Origin of the sequence: Bacillus sp. FSL L8-0528 (genome assembly GCF_038593085.1) — a bacterium.
GTDB lineage: Bacteria > Bacillota > Bacilli > Bacillales > Bacillaceae > Bacillus > Bacillus paralicheniformis.
Genome location: NZ_CP151961.1, coordinates 158528 through 176523 on the forward strand (window position 1 = coordinate 158528; position 17996 = coordinate 176523).

The 17996-nt window shown below is 45.2% G+C and carries 14 protein-coding genes, 2 tRNA genes and 3 rRNA genes; 14 read left to right on the plus strand and 5 right to left on the minus strand.

Features of this window, described 5'->3' with window-relative positions; translation table 11 throughout:
* Positions 1-393 carry a 30S ribosomal protein S9 gene (gene rpsI, locus MHI30_RS00915; protein WP_020449882.1) on the plus strand — a complete coding sequence of 131 codons (393 nt, stop codon included), beginning with the start codon at positions 1-3 and terminating at the stop codon, positions 391-393.
* Positions 394-441: 48 nt separating this feature from the next.
* Here rpsI and MHI30_RS00920 read toward each other — a convergent pair whose 3' ends face one another.
* Positions 442-900, minus strand: coding sequence for a DinB family protein (locus MHI30_RS00920; protein WP_075752536.1), 459 nt, complete (start codon positions 898-900; stop codon positions 442-444).
* Between the two features lie 114 nt (positions 901-1014).
* On the opposite strand from MHI30_RS00920, the gene MHI30_RS00925 reads away from it, so the two are divergent.
* From MHI30_RS00925 to MHI30_RS00940, 4 genes are all read left to right on the plus strand, one after another.
* Positions 1015-2553 carry an SMI1/KNR4 family protein gene (locus MHI30_RS00925; RefSeq protein ID WP_075752534.1) on the plus strand — a complete coding sequence of 513 codons (1539 nt, stop codon included), beginning with the start codon at positions 1015-1017 and terminating at the stop codon, positions 2551-2553.
* 114 nt (positions 2554-2667) lie between these two features.
* On the plus strand, positions 2668-3111 hold the full coding sequence (locus MHI30_RS00930; protein WP_020449901.1) for a YbaK family protein: 444 nt from the start codon (positions 2668-2670) through the stop codon (positions 3109-3111).
* An 84-nt stretch (positions 3112-3195) separates the two neighbouring features.
* Positions 3196-3909 carry an N-acetylmuramoyl-L-alanine amidase CwlD gene (gene cwlD, locus MHI30_RS00935; protein WP_020449902.1) on the plus strand — a complete coding sequence of 238 codons (714 nt, stop codon included), beginning with the start codon at positions 3196-3198 and terminating at the stop codon, positions 3907-3909.
* An 85-nt stretch (positions 3910-3994) separates the two neighbouring features.
* Positions 3995-5056: an Mrp/NBP35 family ATP-binding protein gene (locus MHI30_RS00940; protein ID WP_075752532.1), complete on the plus strand. Its 1062-nt coding sequence runs from the start codon at positions 3995-3997 to the stop codon at positions 5054-5056.
* Positions 5057-5109: 53 nt separating this feature from the next.
* Here the strand turns inward: MHI30_RS00940 and gerD are convergent, their stop codons facing one another.
* On the minus strand, positions 5110-5691 hold the full coding sequence (gene gerD, locus MHI30_RS00945) for a spore germination lipoprotein GerD (RefSeq protein ID WP_023855899.1): 582 nt from the start codon (positions 5689-5691) through the stop codon (positions 5110-5112).
* Positions 5692-5804: 113 nt separating this feature from the next.
* On the opposite strand from gerD, the gene MHI30_RS00950 reads away from it, so the two are divergent.
* Positions 5805-6404, plus strand: a complete 600-nt coding sequence (locus tag MHI30_RS00950) for a KinB-signaling pathway activation protein (RefSeq protein WP_075752530.1) — start codon at positions 5805-5807, stop codon at positions 6402-6404.
* A gap of 8 nt (positions 6405-6412) precedes the next feature.
* Here the strand turns inward: MHI30_RS00950 and pdaB are convergent, their stop codons facing one another.
* Entirely contained in the window at positions 6413-7177 is a 765-nt protein-coding gene (pdaB, locus tag MHI30_RS00955) for a polysaccharide deacetylase family sporulation protein PdaB (protein WP_075752528.1), read from the minus strand.
* 337 nt (positions 7178-7514) lie between these two features.
* Between pdaB and MHI30_RS00960 the strand changes: the two genes are divergently transcribed.
* The 5 genes from MHI30_RS00960 (at position 7515) to MHI30_RS00980 (ending at position 12536) form a co-directional block, all read left to right on the plus strand.
* A 16S ribosomal RNA gene (locus MHI30_RS00960) occupies positions 7515-9064 on the plus strand.
* A 174-nt stretch (positions 9065-9238) separates the two neighbouring features.
* Positions 9239-12168: ribosomal RNA gene (locus MHI30_RS00965) — 23S ribosomal RNA — on the plus strand.
* 59 nt (positions 12169-12227) lie between these two features.
* Positions 12228-12343 (plus strand): 5S ribosomal RNA (gene rrf, locus MHI30_RS00970).
* The 16S, 23S and 5S rRNA genes sit together here with 2 tRNA genes alongside, the layout of an rRNA operon.
* 43 nt (positions 12344-12386) lie before the next feature.
* Positions 12387-12461 (plus strand) — tRNA-Asn (locus tag MHI30_RS00975).
* A 2-nt stretch (positions 12462-12463) separates the two neighbouring features.
* Positions 12464-12536, plus strand: a tRNA-Thr gene (locus MHI30_RS00980).
* A gap of 1352 nt (positions 12537-13888) precedes the next feature.
* Here MHI30_RS00980 and MHI30_RS00985 read toward each other — a convergent pair.
* A complete protein-coding gene (locus MHI30_RS00985; RefSeq protein ID WP_075753509.1) occupies positions 13889-15058 on the minus strand; it encodes a serine hydrolase domain-containing protein in 1170 nt (389 codons plus the stop codon).
* Between the two features lie 175 nt (positions 15059-15233).
* On the opposite strand from MHI30_RS00985, the gene MHI30_RS00990 reads away from it, so the two are divergent.
* The 3 genes from MHI30_RS00990 (at position 15234) to MHI30_RS01000 (ending at position 16997) form a co-directional block, all read left to right on the plus strand.
* The gene (locus MHI30_RS00990; RefSeq protein ID WP_075753511.1) at positions 15234-15452 is read left to right on the plus strand and encodes a hypothetical protein; all 219 of its coding nucleotides are present in this window, start codon (positions 15234-15236) and stop codon (positions 15450-15452) included.
* A 149-nt stretch (positions 15453-15601) separates the two neighbouring features.
* A complete protein-coding gene (locus tag MHI30_RS00995; RefSeq protein WP_142238624.1) occupies positions 15602-16543 on the plus strand; it encodes a bile acid:sodium symporter family protein in 942 nt (313 codons plus the stop codon).
* Between the two features lie 34 nt (positions 16544-16577).
* Entirely contained in the window at positions 16578-16997 is a 420-nt protein-coding gene (locus MHI30_RS01000; protein WP_075753515.1) for a DUF5391 family protein, read from the plus strand.
* Between the two features lie 22 nt (positions 16998-17019).
* On the opposite strand, the gene MHI30_RS01005 is transcribed toward MHI30_RS01000, so the two are convergent.
* On the minus strand, positions 17020-17889 hold the full coding sequence (locus MHI30_RS01005) for a PhzF family phenazine biosynthesis protein (protein ID WP_075753517.1): 870 nt from the start codon (positions 17887-17889) through the stop codon (positions 17020-17022).
* Positions 17890-17996 lie beyond the last annotated feature (107 nt).

Sequence of the window (17996 nt, forward strand, 5' to 3'; positions counted from 1 at the left end):
TTGGCACAGGTTCAATATTACGGTACTGGCCGTCGTAAAAGCTCTGTAGCGCGTGTGCGTTTAGTTCCAGGAGAAGGCCGTATCATCGTGAATAATCGTGAAATCAGCGAGCACATCCCATCTGCAGCTCTAATCGAAGATATCAAACAACCATTAAATTTGACTGAAACAGCTGGTACTTATGACGTTTTAGTAAACGTTCATGGAGGCGGCTTATCCGGTCAAGCCGGAGCAATCCGTCACGGTATCGCCCGCGCTTTGCTTGAAGCAGATCCGGAATACCGTTCAACTCTAAAACGTGCCGGTCTACTGACTCGTGACGCACGTATGAAAGAACGTAAAAAATACGGACTTAAAGGCGCACGCCGTGCACCTCAGTTCTCAAAACGTTAATTTTTGGCGTTTCAAAGGCTCTCAAGACTTTTGTCTTGGGGGTCTTTTTTATTGCTGCCGTCCTACATATGAAGCGGATACCGGAACACGGTTCATCTCCCGCGCCCAGACGGATATTTGTCCGATGTGATGAATTTCATGGGCGATCAAATGCCTTAAAATGTCACCTTGTGTATAGGTATCTTCTGACCAAGACGTTTTGACAGGCTTCTGTTCGGCTGCGCTGGAAAAATGAAAAACCACGCTCTCAACCTCGGGACGATACGCTTCAGAAAACCTGATAATGTGCTGAATCGACGGGTAGTCGGAAAACTCGGGAGTGAAGTCCGGCTTGTCTAAAATGGCATACATCCAGCTCACCTCAACATCGACAATATGAAACAAGTTTTTCAAAATGCTTTCCATACCGCCTGAACGCTTCTTTTCGATTTCCTCCGGCGGCTGCTTCAGGCACCAGTCAAACCATTCATCGCGAACTTGCCAATTATACTGAAACAAACCTTTCATCTCATGCTCACCTCTCCTAATATGTTCGGCTTTTCGCTCTGTTTCCCTTCCCGGATTGCCAAGGATACACATTCATGATGTAATGAGTCTTACAAAGCATGAAGGAGAGAAAAGATGATTCAAACAATAATGAAACAGTTGCGTACTGAATTAAAACAACATTTCCGTCCGTTTTTGAATCCTCCTGCAACAGAGGAAGACATTCGAAAAGCTGAAAATGAAATGGAAGTCACGTTTCCTGAAGAGTTCAGGGCGCTTTATCTTACCCATAATGGTGAAAAAGAATCGGGCCCCGGATTATTTTTCGGACTTCCTTTTCTTTCCTTGCAAGAAATGCTCACGGAGTGGCGAATATGGAAGGGGCTTGAAGGAGATGAAGAATTGGAAGAGATCGATGCATATTCGGTTCCGCCGTGTTGGATTAAAGAGAAATATGCGAACCGCCGATGGATTCCGATTAGCAGGGATTACGGAGGAAATCATATTGGCGTAGACCTTGATCCTGATGAGGAGGGGCAAGCCGGACAAGTGATCAATTTCGGACGCGACGAAGAAATAAAGTATGTGATTGCTCATCATGTGACAGATCTACTGATCCATATAACAAATACGCTTAAAAATGGTCATTATACGATTGATGAATATGATGATGCCGTCAGCTGGAGCTACAGCAATGAGGAAGAGCTTCATTTCCTGGATGCCATCCGTTCCATGGAACTTCCGGTGCTGCATGCAAGACCGCAGGAAGCCGATCTTGAACATGCGGACAGATGGCTTCGTCAGCTGGACGATCGCTGGACTGCGATTGTGGAAACGATGGCTGAAAGTCCAGAAGCATTTTGTAACAAGATAAAGCTGCGTTTAGCTGGCAGAGAGCTGACACACATTAAACCGCTATCAGTCTGTACGGATATGAGGGAATTGAATTTAAGTGCAAATCGTATTTATGATTTAACGCCTTTGCAAAGCATGATCTTTTTGAAAAAGCTTTATCTTGGAAATAACCCGGTAACAGATTTAACGCCAATCGCTCAATTGAAACATCTGCAGTACTTAAATGTGGAGAAAACATGCGTGACCGATTTGTCTCCGCTTGCGGATTTATCATCTTTGAGAGAATTGGATATGACGGATATTCAAGCTGCAGAATACACGCCGCTCAGTCACTGTAAAAACCTTGAGTTTTTAAAGGTAAATGTTTGTACCGAAAAGCAAATAAACGATATTTCTCAAATCAGCACGTTGAAACGATTACATATACGCGGAAGTGAACATGTATCCGAAGAAGAGATAAAAGCGATAGCAGGTTTGGAAACATTAAGGTCTTTAACGGTTGAAAATATTACGTTAGAAAACGTTGATTTCTTAGGCACGCTTCATACGCTTCAAACACTAACACTTATCAATTCGTCCGTTAAAGACGGAACCGTTCTTGCCGGCTTGGAACATCTGAAAAGACTGGAATTGGATGGTTCTGAAATCGCAAACCTTAAAGTGGTGGCGCAGTCGTCTTCGTTAGAGGAGTTTACCGGTTCTTTTGACCAATTTTATGTATTGAAGGACATATGCAAGAAAAAAGTGGATTTCTCTAAAGTAATTGGCGAGATGTCTGAAGAAGAAGAGGAGATATGGAGCAGCTATGTGAGTGAATAGCTTTTCATCTCGCGGTTCCTAATATTTTCGGCTTCTTCCTCCGTTTCCCTTCCTTAGAAAAGCATGATTTCCGGCTCCTGACTGCACAATACAAGGTAAAAAGGAGGCGGTTCTATGGGGACGGTCGTATCTTTTAACAATGAAAAACAAAAGAAGCAGATCAATTTGGAAAAAAAGCTTCTGCGCGAACTGTCTTTGGAAAAAATGCTGAATTCTGCGGAGGAATGCTTTGCTCCTCTTTTTCACTTTTTTTCTAAGCACACGGATATTTTGTATGACGGCTGCATCGATTTTGCCATTGAGGCCTATTTGCTGGGAGCCGAGTACGGAAAGTTCGGCTATCACGGAGAACCCGTTCAACGAGCGATGGTCCGCTCAGAAAAAGAAGAAAAACAGCTTCTGCACGAGCTTTATGAATATGCGGTGAGCTGGTCTGAGGCTTTTAATATTCAAGCGGCTCATGAACCGCTTTATTATGCGTGCGAATACTTCATCCAAAGCTGGTGGAAGGAAGGCTTCAGCGAGCGGGAAAGACGCTTTAAGCTTCGGCTCAGATAATTTATGTAAAAGTGCGACCAAGCTGAATCATATTTCCTTTCCTTGTCCCATATGTTGTAGTAAGGACGAGCGGGAGGGAAAGGGATGAAGAAAAAAATAAAATGGCTCGGGTTTTTACTCGGCTTTGTCGTTTTATTATGTTTATTTCAATATCAATTCCACAATGATGATTCTTGGCGGTCATGGAATCTTCCGTTGAGCGGCAAGATCATTTATATTGATCCTGGACACGGGGGCGCGGATGGAGGGGCATCAAGCGGTGAACTCCTTGAAAAAGACGTGGCGCTTGAAGTATCCCTTAGAATCAGGGACTATCTCCAGGAACAGGGCGCCTTAGTGTTGTTGACGCGGGAGGACGATCATGATCTCGCTCCTGAAGAAACGAAGGGACTCAGCAGAAGGAAAGCGGAAGACTTGCGGAAAAGGGTCGACGTGATCAACAATTCTGAAGCCGACCTTTACCTCAGCATCCATTTGAATGCGATTCCTTCCGCGCGATGGAGCGGTGCGCAAAGCTTCTTTTACGGACAATATGAAGAAAACGAACGGGCCGCCAAGTTTATTCAGGATGAATTAAGACATAATCTTGAAAACACGACGCGGAAGGCAAAGAGGATACACGGCATTTATTTGATGCAAAATGTGAAAAAGCCGGGGGCGCTCGTCGAGATCGGGTTTTTGTCTAATCCGAAAGAAGCAAAACAGCTGGCCAAGCCCAAATATCAGGACAAAATCGCGGCATCCGTATATAAAGGCGTATTGCGTTACTTTACAGAAGACAGAGACCCTCCTGAATAAGAGGGTTTCTTTTTGTGTCAAAGACACTATAAGGAAAGATATGCTATACTTATTTTGTAAACGAATACAACAAAGGGTGAGATCAATGTTGCGAGAAGACGATGTAAAAAAAATAGTCGGCGATTTGGACGAGCCATTTCTTCACAAGCCGCTCAGAGAGCTGGATGCCGTCAAGGAAATTAAAATAAAACCCGAAAAACGGCACGTCAGCGTAAAGGTGGCGCTCGCAAAAACGGGATCTGCCGAACAAATGCAGCTTCAGCAGGAAATCGTCATACGGTTGAAAGAAGCCGGTGCAGAGACGGTCGGCCTGCGTTTTGAAGAGCTGCCTGAAGAAGTCGTGATGAGTTATCAAGAGTCTGCCCAAGGGCAGGATCAATCTCTGCTGAATAGTGAAAAACAGCCTGTGTTTTTAGCGGTGGCAAGCGGTAAAGGTGGCGTCGGAAAGTCGACGGTATCGGTCAATTTGGCTGTGTCTCTGGCGCGAATCGGAAAGAAAGTCGGATTAATCGACGCCGATATTTACGGATTCAGCGTTCCGGATATGATGGGAATCACTGTACGGCCGACGATTGAAGGAGAAAAGGTCGTGCCGGTTGAAAGATTCGGTGTCAAAGTAATTTCGATGGGATTTTTTGTTGAAGACAATGCCCCTGTCATTTGGCGAGGCCCTATGCTTGGAAAAATGCTGAATAACTTCTTCCATGAGGTCGAATGGGGAGATGTCGATTATATTATCTTAGACCTGCCGCCGGGAACAGGCGATGTAGCGCTTGATGTTCACTCAATGCTTCCAAGCTGTAAAGAGGTGATCGTGTCGACACCGCACCCTACTGCCGCGTTTGTCGCTGCAAGAGCGGGCGCGATGGCTTTGAAGACCGATCATGAAATCTTGGGAATCGTTGAAAATATGGCTTATTACGAAAGTGTCAAAACAGGCGAAAAGGAATACGTATTCGGCAAAGGCGGAGGCGAGAAGCTCGCAGAAGAACTCGGCGTTCCGATTCTGGGGAAAATTCCGCTGAAGCAGCCGGATTGGGATGACAGCGAATTCGCGCCGTCCGTTTATGATGAAAGCCACCCGACCGGCGCCATTTATTTGGATATCGCCAAAAAAATCGACGAAAGCATTGGCGTAAAAGCTTAAAGAGCAGAAAAAGCTTCCTCCGCGGAAGAAGCTTTTAGTGAATGAAAAGCGGCTTAGCTTTGTTTTTCTTCGCCGCCTTTCATTTCTTCTTTCATGCTTTCAGAAGCAGCTTTTTTCAGTTCCTCTTCAAACTGCTTTCTGTAGAGCGGGCTTGACAGAGTGTCAGATATGACTTCCTGCAGGTGGGTTCGGAATTCCTGGCTTCTGACAAGTTCACCGTACTTTTTGGCCATTTCAGGATCCTGCATGACCTGGATCAGCATTTTTTGGTACTCAGGATCTTTCATCAGTTTTTTCAGCACTTTTTCATGTTCATTTTGAAGTGTTTTGGCAAAGCCTTCTGCGAATTTTGGATCTTCGAAGACTTTTTTCCAAAATTCGGCTCCTTTTTTGGAGGTCATTGTTTTTTCAACGGTTTCTTTGACGGTTTTTTCATCCATCACAAGTGTTTCATTTAATTTGTCATCATTTAATATTTCTTGAATCGCTTTTTTTCCGTCATCTGTCTTTAATATATCGACAACCATCTTTTTGGTTTGATCATAGTCCATCTCAGCTGCTTGGTCCGTGGGAGCACAAGCTGTTACAGATAGAAACAGAAAACAGCTTATCGATAGCATTGTGGTCTTGAACATGCTTAAGCTCCTTTCGAAAACTCGTCTTACCTTTAATATGAATGTCTTTTAAAAATTTATACATAACAAAATATCGCTGCTACAGCGTTTACTTAGGGGTTGGGAAGTCTACAATGAAAAGCCGTAATCTCGTCCGATTTTTCTTTTCCGTGTTGGGTGTCGGAGCTTTGACTACAAGTATTGTCGGTTTTGCCATTGAGTGGGGAAGATATAAGGAGCTGTTTCTTTCCTTCGAGGTATTGGAGATTCTTTCTGTTCTATTTTGGTTTATCGGGGTTGGCATGATCTTTAGCGTGATTGCTCAAATGGGGTTTGTGATTTTCTTAACGATTCACCGTTTTGCACTGGAAATCTTCAGATCTCATTCTTTGTGGAACTCGATTCAGCTTTTTTTAATTGTATTTGTCGCGTTTGATTTGGTTTACTTGCGTTTTCTGTTTTTTGAAAAAGGGGGAGGCTCCATCATTCCGTATATTTGGCTGCCGCTCTTTATTTTAGCGGTAAGCATTGCGGCCGCATATGCAAAGCAAAAACAGTCCTCTAAAAAAACGTTCGTTTCCGCATTATTTCTAATGTTTGTTTTTACTGTGATGGAGTGGTTCCCGGCGTTAAGGGTCAATGAAGAGGACTGGCTCTATTTAATGCTGCTTCCTTTATTAGCCTGCAACGCTTTTCAACTTTTAATGCTGCCAAAATTTCAGGCCCGCGCTTAGACCGGTTGCTATTTTACTTCTGATGATTTTGCATCCGTATTTGCGATTAAATCGCTGACGGTTACATTTTTGAGTCCCTTGCTTCTGAGGTGGTGCACGATCTCAGGCAGGGCTTCTTTTGTTTGTTTGGCCGAATCTGAAGCGTGAAAGAGCACGATATCACCAGCGCTCACCGTTTCATTTACGTTTTGTACGATCTTTTGAACCCCCGGGTTCGTCCAGTCATCCGAATTAATACTGTAGTGAACGACGGTATAGCCGTACTGTTTAGCGACAGCGAGTACGTCTTTATTAAACTGGCCGGTCGGCGGCCTTAAAAGCGTGAGGTCCTCAAGACCGAGTTTTTGAAAAGAGTTTTGTGCTTTTGTTAAGTCTTTTTTGATTTCGCTTTTCTTCATTTGCGAATAGTTTTTATAAGCATAGCCCATGCTCCCGATCTGATGACCGTCTTTACGGATTCTTTCCACGACATCCGGATGTCGCTCCGCCCATGAAGCTGAAAGAAAAAAGGTCGCGTCTTTAATACCGTTTGCTTTTAATGTATCTAAAATAGGCATGGCCTTTTGATCTCCCCAGCTGATATTAAAGGTAAGAGCGACTTCGTTTGTATCTGAGTCTCCTCTATATACCGCTTTTGCTCCGCTTTCTGTAGAAAACACAGGAAGAGGGAGCAGGTTTTGTACATAAAAAAAGCTTGCTGTCGCAAAAGCGGCTATCATAATAATGATTAACTGCTTAATTCGTTTCATATGCCACACATAAAAATGGTTCACAGAGAAACTCCTCCTTGTCCATGCTGCTTTGTATTCATCCTATGCTTGTTTAAAATAGAACATAACAATAATTCATCTTAAGAAAAAAATTAAAAAGAGGGTTGACCAGATTTGAATTAACATGTTATATTATTATTCGTCGCTGATAAACAGCTGACACGAAAAAGCTCCAAAAAATAATTTTGAGAAAAGTTATTGACAAATATGTGAGCTTGATGTTATATTATTAAAGCCGCTGAACGAAGCGGAAATGATCTTTGAAAACTAAACAAGACAAACGTACCTGTTAATTCATTAAATAAATCGCACATGCGAATGTGCGTAGTCATTATCAAACTTCATGGAGAGTTTGATCCTGGCTCAGGACGAACGCTGGCGGCGTGCCTAATACATGCAAGTCGAGCGGACCGACGGGAGCTTGCTCCCTTAGGTCAGCGGCGGACGGGTGAGTAACACGTGGGTAACCTGCCTGTAAGACTGGGATAACTCCGGGAAACCGGGGCTAATACCGGATGCTTGATTGAACCGCATGGTTCAATTATAAAAGGTGGCTTTTAGCTACCACTTACAGATGGACCCGCGGCGCATTAGCTAGTTGGTGAGGTAACGGCTCACCAAGGCAACGATGCGTAGCCGACCTGAGAGGGTGATCGGCCACACTGGGACTGAGACACGGCCCAGACTCCTACGGGAGGCAGCAGTAGGGAATCTTCCGCAATGGACGAAAGTCTGACGGAGCAACGCCGCGTGAGTGATGAAGGTTTTCGGATCGTAAAACTCTGTTGTTAGGGAAGAACAAGTACCGTTCGAATAGGGCGGTACCTTGACGGTACCTAACCAGAAAGCCACGGCTAACTACGTGCCAGCAGCCGCGGTAATACGTAGGTGGCAAGCGTTGTCCGGAATTATTGGGCGTAAAGCGCGCGCAGGCGGTTTCTTAAGTCTGATGTGAAAGCCCCCGGCTCAACCGGGGAGGGTCATTGGAAACTGGGGAACTTGAGTGCAGAAGAGGAGAGTGGAATTCCACGTGTAGCGGTGAAATGCGTAGAGATGTGGAGGAACACCAGTGGCGAAGGCGACTCTCTGGTCTGTAACTGACGCTGAGGCGCGAAAGCGTGGGGAGCGAACAGGATTAGATACCCTGGTAGTCCACGCCGTAAACGATGAGTGCTAAGTGTTAGAGGGTTTCCGCCCTTTAGTGCTGCAGCAAACGCATTAAGCACTCCGCCTGGGGAGTACGGTCGCAAGACTGAAACTCAAAGGAATTGACGGGGGCCCGCACAAGCGGTGGAGCATGTGGTTTAATTCGAAGCAACGCGAAGAACCTTACCAGGTCTTGACATCCTCTGACAACCCTAGAGATAGGGCTTCCCCTTCGGGGGCAGAGTGACAGGTGGTGCATGGTTGTCGTCAGCTCGTGTCGTGAGATGTTGGGTTAAGTCCCGCAACGAGCGCAACCCTTGATCTTAGTTGCCAGCATTCAGTTGGGCACTCTAAGGTGACTGCCGGTGACAAACCGGAGGAAGGTGGGGATGACGTCAAATCATCATGCCCCTTATGACCTGGGCTACACACGTGCTACAATGGGCAGAACAAAGGGCAGCGAAGCCGCGAGGCTAAGCCAATCCCACAAATCTGTTCTCAGTTCGGATCGCAGTCTGCAACTCGACTGCGTGAAGCTGGAATCGCTAGTAATCGCGGATCAGCATGCCGCGGTGAATACGTTCCCGGGCCTTGTACACACCGCCCGTCACACCACGAGAGTTTGTAACACCCGAAGTCGGTGAGGTAACCTTTTGGAGCCAGCCGCCGAAGGTGGGACAGATGATTGGGGTGAAGTCGTAACAAGGTAGCCGTATCGGAAGGTGCGGCTGGATCACCTCCTTTCTAAGGATATTATACGGAATATAAGACCTTGCGGTCTTATAGACAGGTGCGTTTAGATCTTGTTTAGTTTTGAAGGATCATTCCTTCAAAGCGTGTTCTTTGAAAACTAGATAACGAAAGTAGACATTCACATTCAATTGTAATGCAAGATATCACGTAGTGATTCTTTTTAACGGTTAAGTTAGAAAGGGCGCACGGTGGATGCCTTGGCACTAGGAGCCGATGAAGGACGGGACGAACACCGATATGCTTCGGGGAGCTGTAAGCAAGCTTTGATCCGGAGATTTCCGAATGGGGAAACCCACTGCTCGTAATGGAGCAGTATCCATATCTGAATTCATAGGATATGAGAAGGCAGACCCGGGGAACTGAAACATCTAAGTACCCGGAGGAAGAGAAAGCAAATGCGATTCCCTGAGTAGCGGCGAGCGAAACGGGAACAGCCCAAACCAAGAGGCTTGCCTCTTGGGGTTGTAGGACACTCTGTACGGAGTTACAAAAGAACGAGGTAGATGAAGAGGTCTGGAAAGGCCCGCCATAGGAGGTAACAGCCCTGTAGTCAAAACTTCGTTCTCTCCTGAGTGGATCCTGAGTACGGCGGAACACGTGAAATTCCGTCGGAATCCGGGAGGACCATCTCCCAAGGCTAAATACTCCCTAGTGACCGATAGTGAACCAGTACCGTGAGGGAAAGGTGAAAAGCACCCCGGAAGGGGAGTGAAAGAGATCCTGAAACCGTGTGCCTACAAGTAGTCAGAGCCCGTTAACGGGTGATGGCGTGCCTTTTGTAGAATGAACCGGCGAGTTACGATCCCGTGCAAGGTTAAGTTTGAAAAGACGGAGCCGCAGCGAAAGCGAGTCTGAATAGGGCGCATGAGTACGTGGTCGTAGACCCGAAACCAGGTGATCTACCCATGTCCAGGGTGAAGTTCAGGTAACACTGAATGGAGGCCCGAACCCACGCACGTTGAAAAGTGCGGGGATGAGGTGTGGGTAGGGGTGAAATGCCAATCGAACCTGGAGATAGCTGGTTCTCTCCGAAATAGCTTTAGGGCTAGCCTCAAGGTAAGAGTCTTGGAGGTAGAGCACTGATTGGACTAGGGGCCCCTACCGGGTTACCGAATTCAGTCAAACTCCGAATGCCAAAGACTTATCCTTGGGAGTCAGACTGCGAGTGATAAGATCCGTAGTCGAAAGGGAAACAGCCCAGACCGCCAGCTAAGGTCCCAAAGTATACGTTAAGTGGAAAAGGATGTGGAGTTGCTTAGACAACCAGGATGTTGGCTTAGAAGCAGCCACCATTTAAAGAGTGCGTAATAGCTCACTGGTCGAGTGACTCTGCGCCGAAAATGTACCGGGGCTAAACGTATCACCGAAGCTGCGGACTGTTCTTACGAACAGTGGTAGGAGAGCGTTCTAAGGGCTGTGAAGCGAGACCGGAAGGACTCGTGGAGCGCTTAGAAGTGAGAATGCCGGTATGAGTAGCGAAAGAGGGGTGAGAATCCCCTCCACCGAATGCCTAAGGTTTCCTGAGGAAGGCTCGTCCGCTCAGGGTTAGTCGGGACCTAAGCCGAGGCCGAAAGGCGTAGGCGATGGACAACAGGTTGATATTCCTGTACCACCTCCTCACCATTTGAGCAATGGGGGGACGCAGGAGGATAGGGTAAGCGCGGTATTGGATATCCGCGTCCAAGCAGTTAGGCTGGGAAATAGGCAAATCCGTTTCCCGTAAGGCTGAGCTGTGATGGCGAGCGAAATATAGTAGCGAAGTTCCTGATTCCACACTGCCAAGAAAAGCCTCTAGCGAGGTGAGAGGTGCCCGTACCGCAAACCGACACAGGTAGGCGAGGAGAGAATCCTAAGGTGATCGAGAGAACTCTCGTTAAGGAACTCGGCAAAATGACCCCGTAACTTCGGGAGAAGGGGTGCTCTGTTAGGGTGCAAGCCCGAGAGAGCCGCAGTGAATAGGCCCAGGCGACTGTTTAGCAAAAACACAGGTCTCTGCGAAGCCGTAAGGCGAAGTATAGGGGCTGACGCCTGCCCGGTGCTGGAAGGTTAAGAGGAGCGCTTAGCGTAAGCGAAGGTGCGAATTGAAGCCCCAGTAAACGGCGGCCGTAACTATAACGGTCCTAAGGTAGCGAAATTCCTTGTCGGGTAAGTTCCGACCCGCACGAAAGGCGCAACGATCTGGGCACTGTCTCAACGAGAGACTCGGTGAAATTATAGTACCTGTGAAGATGCAGGTTACCCGCGACAGGACGGAAAGACCCCGTGGAGCTTTACTGCAGCCTGATATTGAATGTTGGTACAGCTTGTACAGGATAGGTAGGAGCCTTGGAAACCGGAGCGCCAGCTTCGGTGGAGGCATCGGTGGGATACTACCCTGGCTGTATTGACCTTCTAACCCGCTGCCCTTATCGGGCAGGGAGACAGTGTCAGGTGGGCAGTTTGACTGGGGCGGTCGCCTCCTAAAAGGTAACGGAGGCGCCCAAAGGTTCCCTCAGAATGGTTGGAAATCATTCGCAGAGTGTAAAGGCACAAGGGAGCTTGACTGCGAGACCTACAAGTCGAGCAGGGACGAAAGTCGGGCTTAGTGATCCGGTGGTTCCGCATGGAAGGGCCATCGCTCAACGGATAAAAGCTACCCCGGGGATAACAGGCTTATCTCCCCCAAGAGTCCACATCGACGGGGAGGTTTGGCACCTCGATGTCGGCTCATCGCATCCTGGGGCTGTAGTCGGTCCCAAGGGTTGGGCTGTTCGCCCATTAAAGCGGTACGCGAGCTGGGTTCAGAACGTCGTGAGACAGTTCGGTCCCTATCCGTCGCGGGCGCAGGAAATTTGAGAGGAGCTGTCCTTAGTACGAGAGGACCGGGATGGACGCACCGCTGGTGTACCAGTTGTTCTGCCAAGGGCATCGCTGGGTAGCTATGTGCGGACGGGATAAGTGCTGAAAGCATCTAAGCATGAAGCCCCCCTCAAGATGAGATTTCCCATTCCGCAAGGAAGTAAGATCCCTGAAAGATGATCAGGTTGATAGGTCTGAGGTGGAAGTGTGGCGACACATGGAGCTGACAGATACTAATCGATCGAGGACTTAACCTAAATACTTTTGTGAATCGTCTGACCGTTATCTAGTTTTGAGAGAACACCTCTCAAATTAGTTTGGTGGCGATAGCGAAGAGGTCACACCCGTTCCCATGCCGAACACGGAAGTTAAGCTCTTCAGCGCCGATGGTAGTTGGGGGCTTCCCCCTGTGAGAGTAGGACGCCGCCAAGCTGTTTATATATCTTTACCCTGCATGAATTGAAGCTTATCTTATTCCGCAGTAGCTCAGTGGTAGAGCTATCGGCTGTTAACCGATCGGTCGCAGGTTCGAATCCTGCCTGCGGAGCCAATGCTTCCATAGCTCAGCAGGTAGAGCACTTCCATGGTAAGGAAGAGGTCAGCGGTTCGAGCCCGCTTGGAAGCTTAAGTGAATACGTTGATATGACAAGGTTTCTCCTATGGCGGAGAAAGCTTTTTTTGTTTTTGCGCTTTTTCAACTGACCAAATAAGCTCCTATCTAATTTCTCACTTTCAAAAATGCATTTCCCGCGTCTTGATCAAGTTCTTTAGTGATATGAGTATACAAGTTCATTGTGGTTGAAATGTAATCTTTCTTGGATAACCTTCATACTTAATCCCTGACTTAACAAATAAGAGGCTGCAGAGTGTCGTAAATCGTGAAACGCTATCTTTTGTTTGTATCTTTTTACAATCCTATTCCAAAATTGCGTAACTGACCTTGGGCTGAATGGAGAGCCGTCTATATGTCCAAATAGCAAATCAATATGTTGGCCATTCTCATGCTATTTTCCGGTAGTCGAATATTTCTTTCATTGTAATCAGTTCTCTGCACAGACGTATTGATTCTAATTATTTCTCTCTCGACAAGAGCACTAAAAATAACGGTATTGACGGTTATTAAGGGGAGAAAACAACAGTTCCAGCTGATGCATGGGCTGTTTGCTATTTACGGGTCTAAAACATGAAGCGTTGTTGAAGTAACCAATAAGGAGCAGGCATAATGCCTGCTCCTCTGCTTTTTAAACTAACGAGATTCATTTGAGGATTTAAGAAAACTGATGAACAATGGTGAAATGACAATTACTGTTACAATTAATAATAGTCTGCTAGATATTAAATTTACAAATGTAGTGTTAATAATATATAGGGCTAAAACCATTAAATAAAAAGCCACGTAAACATAAGCATACACTTTTTTGCTGAATGGTTCTTTCATGTAAATGAAAAGAAATAACCCTGCCATTAAAACTAAGAAAGTCATAGTTCCCCCTCTTTCATTTTTATTGTGGAAAAACCCCAGTTGGAACAGCTGTATAGTAATCGGAGGCGGACTAGTTGGTTTTGGTCAGTTAGAATACGTTTTACTGGATTTGGTTTTGCGATATTTTGCTTCTGACTTATTGAAATGTATAAAAGCAGGCTTAACGCCTGCTTTTACTGCTATACCCACTCATATAAAACGTTAATTGCGACTTCTAAGACAAGAAGGAACAACATATAACTCCCGTACTTTAACGTATCAGGTTCATGCTGTTTTGAGTCTTTAAAAGTCCATATAAATAATGCTGCAACGCCTATAATGGCCACGATTTTGCTAAGCGTTAATAATGACATGACGACCTTCCTTTATATTGAAAATTCATTTATCATCTATCTTCTACATTTATAATTAAGATCCCTTTTAGCTGTAAAAACTTTCTCTGCTATTCAAACAAGCCCTCTGTCATCCGAGTCAGAGAGCTTTTTTGAACATGTTTAAAATCCATTTAAAATAGAGAAGATCCGATTATTCACACTGCCAAAAGACTTAATGTTGTTTTGGATGTTTGAAAATAGGATGACGTACCTGCTTCCTGTCAGACTGAAGCTGTTTAATATGTTATAGCCGGGCATGACACCGTGGCTTGAATAGCTTCCCGGCGACACATAAAAGCCCATGCCGTATGTTGCTTTATTCGGTGTAAACATTTTCATAAAACTTTCATTGGAAATGATTTTTCTTTCGTAAAGCGCCTTATCAAACAAATACATATCATAAGCGGTCATATAAATATCACCGGCCCCGTAAAGCTGTGATAAATCCGGCATGTCAGGCGTATAAAGCTCTTTTTTCGGGTTTAATTTATACCCTGTCGACGGATTTGACTCTTTAGCAAATGTTTTATAAAAGCCTGCGTGTTTCATACCGGCAGGTTTAAAAACGTGCTTTTTGATGTATTGGTCGACTGGTTCACCGCTTACCATGGACACAATGTATGCCAGAACCGAGTAATTGGAGTCTCTATAATCCCATTTCCCAGTTGGGTATTTTACGCCCCGTTTTTCGATATCTTTAATTAAATCTTCCGGTGAAATATATCCGTGACCTTCTTTGTGTCCCCTAATCCCTGATGTATGTGTCAAGAAATGATAAAGGGTGATCTTTGAACCGTTTGGAAAGTCAGGAAGATACTTAGAAACAGGGTCATTTACTGACAGCAATCCTTTTTCCTCAAGCTGTAAAATTGCCGTTGCAATAATTGCTTTTTGTGATGACCCTACATAAAAGACGGTGTCCGGTGTATTGGGGACCATTTCCTCGCGGTTTGCATATAAATACCCTTTGCTTGTCACAACTTTTCCGTCTTCTACAATTAATGCTGTGCCGCTGAATCCAATGCTTTTTAAATATTGATCCAATTGAGCATTATCATTTTTTGTGATGATAGGGTTCTTTTTTGTTTCGTTTTGATTTGTCTTCTTCTTTGCTTCAGGCTGTTCTTTTTTTTCAGTTGCCTGCAGTTGGTTTTCCTGGTGATCTCGCATACCGCTTGGAAGTGCAAGATAAATTAATCCACAAACAAGCAGAAAGGAAAATATGATGAGCCTTCTTTTTGTTTTCTGCTTTTTTCTTTTCTTTATTCGCGTTCTGTATGTTCTTGCCATGGCGGGTACTCCTTCTTTTATATGTGACGTATTTACTGACGCAATAACCCCTTAAAAAGTTTCTTCAAAATGCTAATATTTTCATACATGGACTCGAATAATGCCAAAATTTACATATTGTTTACACTTGATTAGGAACAAACGTTCGTATAAAATAAAGATGAGAGGTGAGACGATGAATAAGCTGTTGTATCGTTCAATGGAAGACGGTTTTCCGGTAGAAATCATTTACATGAAAGAAAGCAGTTTTTCTAAACGGGCGATTCTCGTGAAAGAAATTAAAAACGGTTATGTGAAAGCATTTTGCTTCCAAAAACAGCAGGTTAGAATATTTAAGATGGAGGCCATTTTAACCGTGTTCCCCTATAAAAAAAGCTCAGCTCATTATGCCTAAAAGCTGCTTCTTCATCTTGCTGTCTTCTTCTGTATTCCCTTCCTGTTTTGATATTCCATCTTTTGTTATAATGAATGTAAATTCGATTTAAAGAGAGCGGGCGTTTTACATCTATGCTTCAGACGATCAATAAAACACTTGGTAAGATTATGCCTTTACTGACGCCTTTAAGTGTTGTCAGCGGGGTGTTGCTTGCGGATTACTTAAATGGGCTGGCGGGTCTTGTGCCGTGGATTTTTGCATTCATGACGTTTGCCGGCAGCCTTGGGGCAAATTTTCAGTCGCTGAAAACAGCGATGGTTCATCCCTTGCCGATGCTTCTCGCTTTATTTGTTTTACACTTATTTATGCCTGTTCTGGCATGGAGCACGGGGCATCTTGTGTTTAGCGGAGATTCATTGACGATTACAGGGCTTACCCTCGGTGTTGTCATTCCGACGGGGATTACGAGTATGATTTGGGCTGCCATGTATAAAGGAAACATCGGCTTAACCCTATCGATTATTTTAGTGGACACGATTCTTTCGCCTTTCATCGTTCCGTTCAGTCTTTCCATCCTGGCCGGGGCGCATGTTGAAATGGATGTAATCGGTATGATGAAAGGTTTAGTCGGAATGATTGTGATTCCTTCTTTATTAGGAATGCTCGTCAATCAATTTTCAATACCGGAGCGGACAGCGCGTTTAAGCGCAAATTGCGCTCCATTTTCGAAAATCGGGTTAGCCGCCGTGGTGGCGATTAACAGTTCAGTGGTCGCTCCTTACCTGAAAAACGTCGATTTAAAGTTTTTAACGATAGCCGTTACGGTTTTTTTGGTGGCATTTACAGGCTACCTGACAGCTTGGCTGATCGGTCGGCTGATGAAACGGCCCCAGGAGGAGATCGTGGCTTTAATTTTTACCGGAGGAATGCGGAATATTAGCGCGGGTGCTGTTTTGGCCACCGGGTTTTTTCCGCCGCAAGTGGCGGTGCCCGTTGTCATCGGCATGCTGTTTCAGCAGATCCTGGCTGCGCTATTTGGGCATTTGCTTGCAAGAAGCGAGCTGAAAAAAACGTATCATTTGGACAAAAAAACGGGTCTGCCCTCATAGTTGGCAGACTCAAACCTTACAGGAGTGAAAAACAATGAAAACCAATAGAGTAAGTGTGATGATTTGGACTTTAATTTCCGCATTTTTGTTTTGTTCTTTATTAGTGACAGCTTCACTTTCTCCGCTCGCTCATTCAGGCCCTCATGCTAATGAGTTTGGCACTTTGGGGATGTGGGCGGCAATCGGAACCGTTTTGCTCTTTTATATCCTGCCCCTCGCTGTTTATATGGCCGGGTTTGATGCGATGAAGTTTGTAATGGCTGTTCTTTGCGTAATTGGATTAATCATCATGCTGACCATGATTCCAGTGGTTATGTTGATTGGCGCTGTTGGCGGATATGCTTCTGCTTTATTGGGCGTCGCAGGCCTTTGCATTCTGTTAGCGATCGTGAATGTGATTTGGTTAGTCGCCGCTTTTCGCAGGCCGTCAGCGGTTGCTTCTTCTAATATTTAAAAACCGCTTTCCCGCGTTGTGTTCAAGTTCGCCAAGTTCCTTTTGCGATCAGGTGGACGTTGCCCCCGACGTGAATCTCTGTGCTGTTTTCCGTTGTGTGCGCTTCAATAAAAAGGAGGGAAGGCCGGTTTATTTCAAACCCTTGTTCAGCCCTTATGCTGAGCTCATTTTGATTAAAATAACCGTGATGCAGTAAATATCCTGCGAGATCCCCGATTGCGCTGCCTGTTGCCGGATCTTCGGGAACGCTGAGACAGTCGCAAAAAACTCGTGTATTGATGTGACTTTGTTCATGATAGGTTTCCGTAGAAAAAACGAGCAGACTGGCTTCTGTTTCTTTCATAAAAGCTTCAAACTGCTCCTTGTTGATTTTGCATTTTTTTACTGCACTTAGCGAATTTAACGGGACGATAACTGCTGGCAGACCTGTGGAAACCTCTTGTATCGGGAAATTCGAATCCATATCACATGTGTCGATTCCGAGTACCTCTGCCATCATTTCTTTATTAAAAGTTCGTTTAAATACAGGCGGATTTTGCTTCATCCAAATGATCTGATCTTCACCTTTGTCAAACGTCACCGGTATTGCGCCTGCTCGTACATTTAAAATGACGTTTGAAGATGGTTCAGTTTCGATTTCATTTTTAATGATAAACGCTGTGCCCAGCGTCGGATGTCCTGCAAACGGAATTTCTTTTTCCGGGGTGAAGATTCGGACATCATACCCGCCGTTTTCCTGTTTTCCTAATATAAATGTTGTCTCGGAAAAATTGATTTCCCTGGCTATTTTTTGCATTTCATCACTTGATAGGTTTTTTTCTGTTTTAAAAACAGCGAGCTGGTTTCCTGTATATTTTCTTTCTGCAAACACATCCACAAGGTAAAATTCCATCTGATGTCTCTCCCCTTTAAAATGACCTTCCCGCCCTAAAGGCAGTTTTACATATCTTACATGAGATGAGAATCATTGAACAGTCTAAAAAAATAAAGAAGAGCGGA

Bases quoted from the DNA above. Each gene is read 5' to 3' on its own strand.
- MHI30_RS00985 (WP_075753509.1), bottom strand. From the start codon at position 15,058: ATGGCAAGAACATACAGAACGCGAATAAAGAAAAGAAAAAAGCAGAAA.
- MHI30_RS00930 (WP_020449901.1), top strand. From the start codon at position 2,668: ATGGGGACGGTCGTATCTTTTAACAATGAAAAACAAAAGAAGCAGATC.
- gerD (WP_023855899.1), bottom strand. From the start codon at position 5,691: ATGTTCAAGACCACAATGCTATCGATAAGCTGTTTTCTGTTTCTATCT.
- MHI30_RS00940 (WP_075752532.1), top strand. From the start codon at position 3,995: ATGTTGCGAGAAGACGATGTAAAAAAAATAGTCGGCGATTTGGACGAG.
- cwlD (WP_020449902.1), top strand. From the start codon at position 3,196: ATGAAGAAAAAAATAAAATGGCTCGGGTTTTTACTCGGCTTTGTCGTT.
- MHI30_RS01005 (WP_075753517.1), bottom strand. From the start codon at position 17,889: ATGGAATTTTACCTTGTGGATGTGTTTGCAGAAAGAAAATATACAGGA.
- MHI30_RS00925 (WP_075752534.1), top strand. From the start codon at position 1,015: ATGATTCAAACAATAATGAAACAGTTGCGTACTGAATTAAAACAACAT.
- MHI30_RS00920 (WP_075752536.1), bottom strand. From the start codon at position 900: ATGAAAGGTTTGTTTCAGTATAATTGGCAAGTTCGCGATGAATGGTTT.
- MHI30_RS01000 (WP_075753515.1), top strand. From the start codon at position 16,578: ATGAAAACCAATAGAGTAAGTGTGATGATTTGGACTTTAATTTCCGCA.
- MHI30_RS00950 (WP_075752530.1), top strand. From the start codon at position 5,805: ATGAAAAGCCGTAATCTCGTCCGATTTTTCTTTTCCGTGTTGGGTGTC.
- MHI30_RS00995 (WP_142238624.1), top strand. From the start codon at position 15,602: ATGCCTTTACTGACGCCTTTAAGTGTTGTCAGCGGGGTGTTGCTTGCG.
- MHI30_RS00990 (WP_075753511.1), top strand. From the start codon at position 15,234: ATGAATAAGCTGTTGTATCGTTCAATGGAAGACGGTTTTCCGGTAGAA.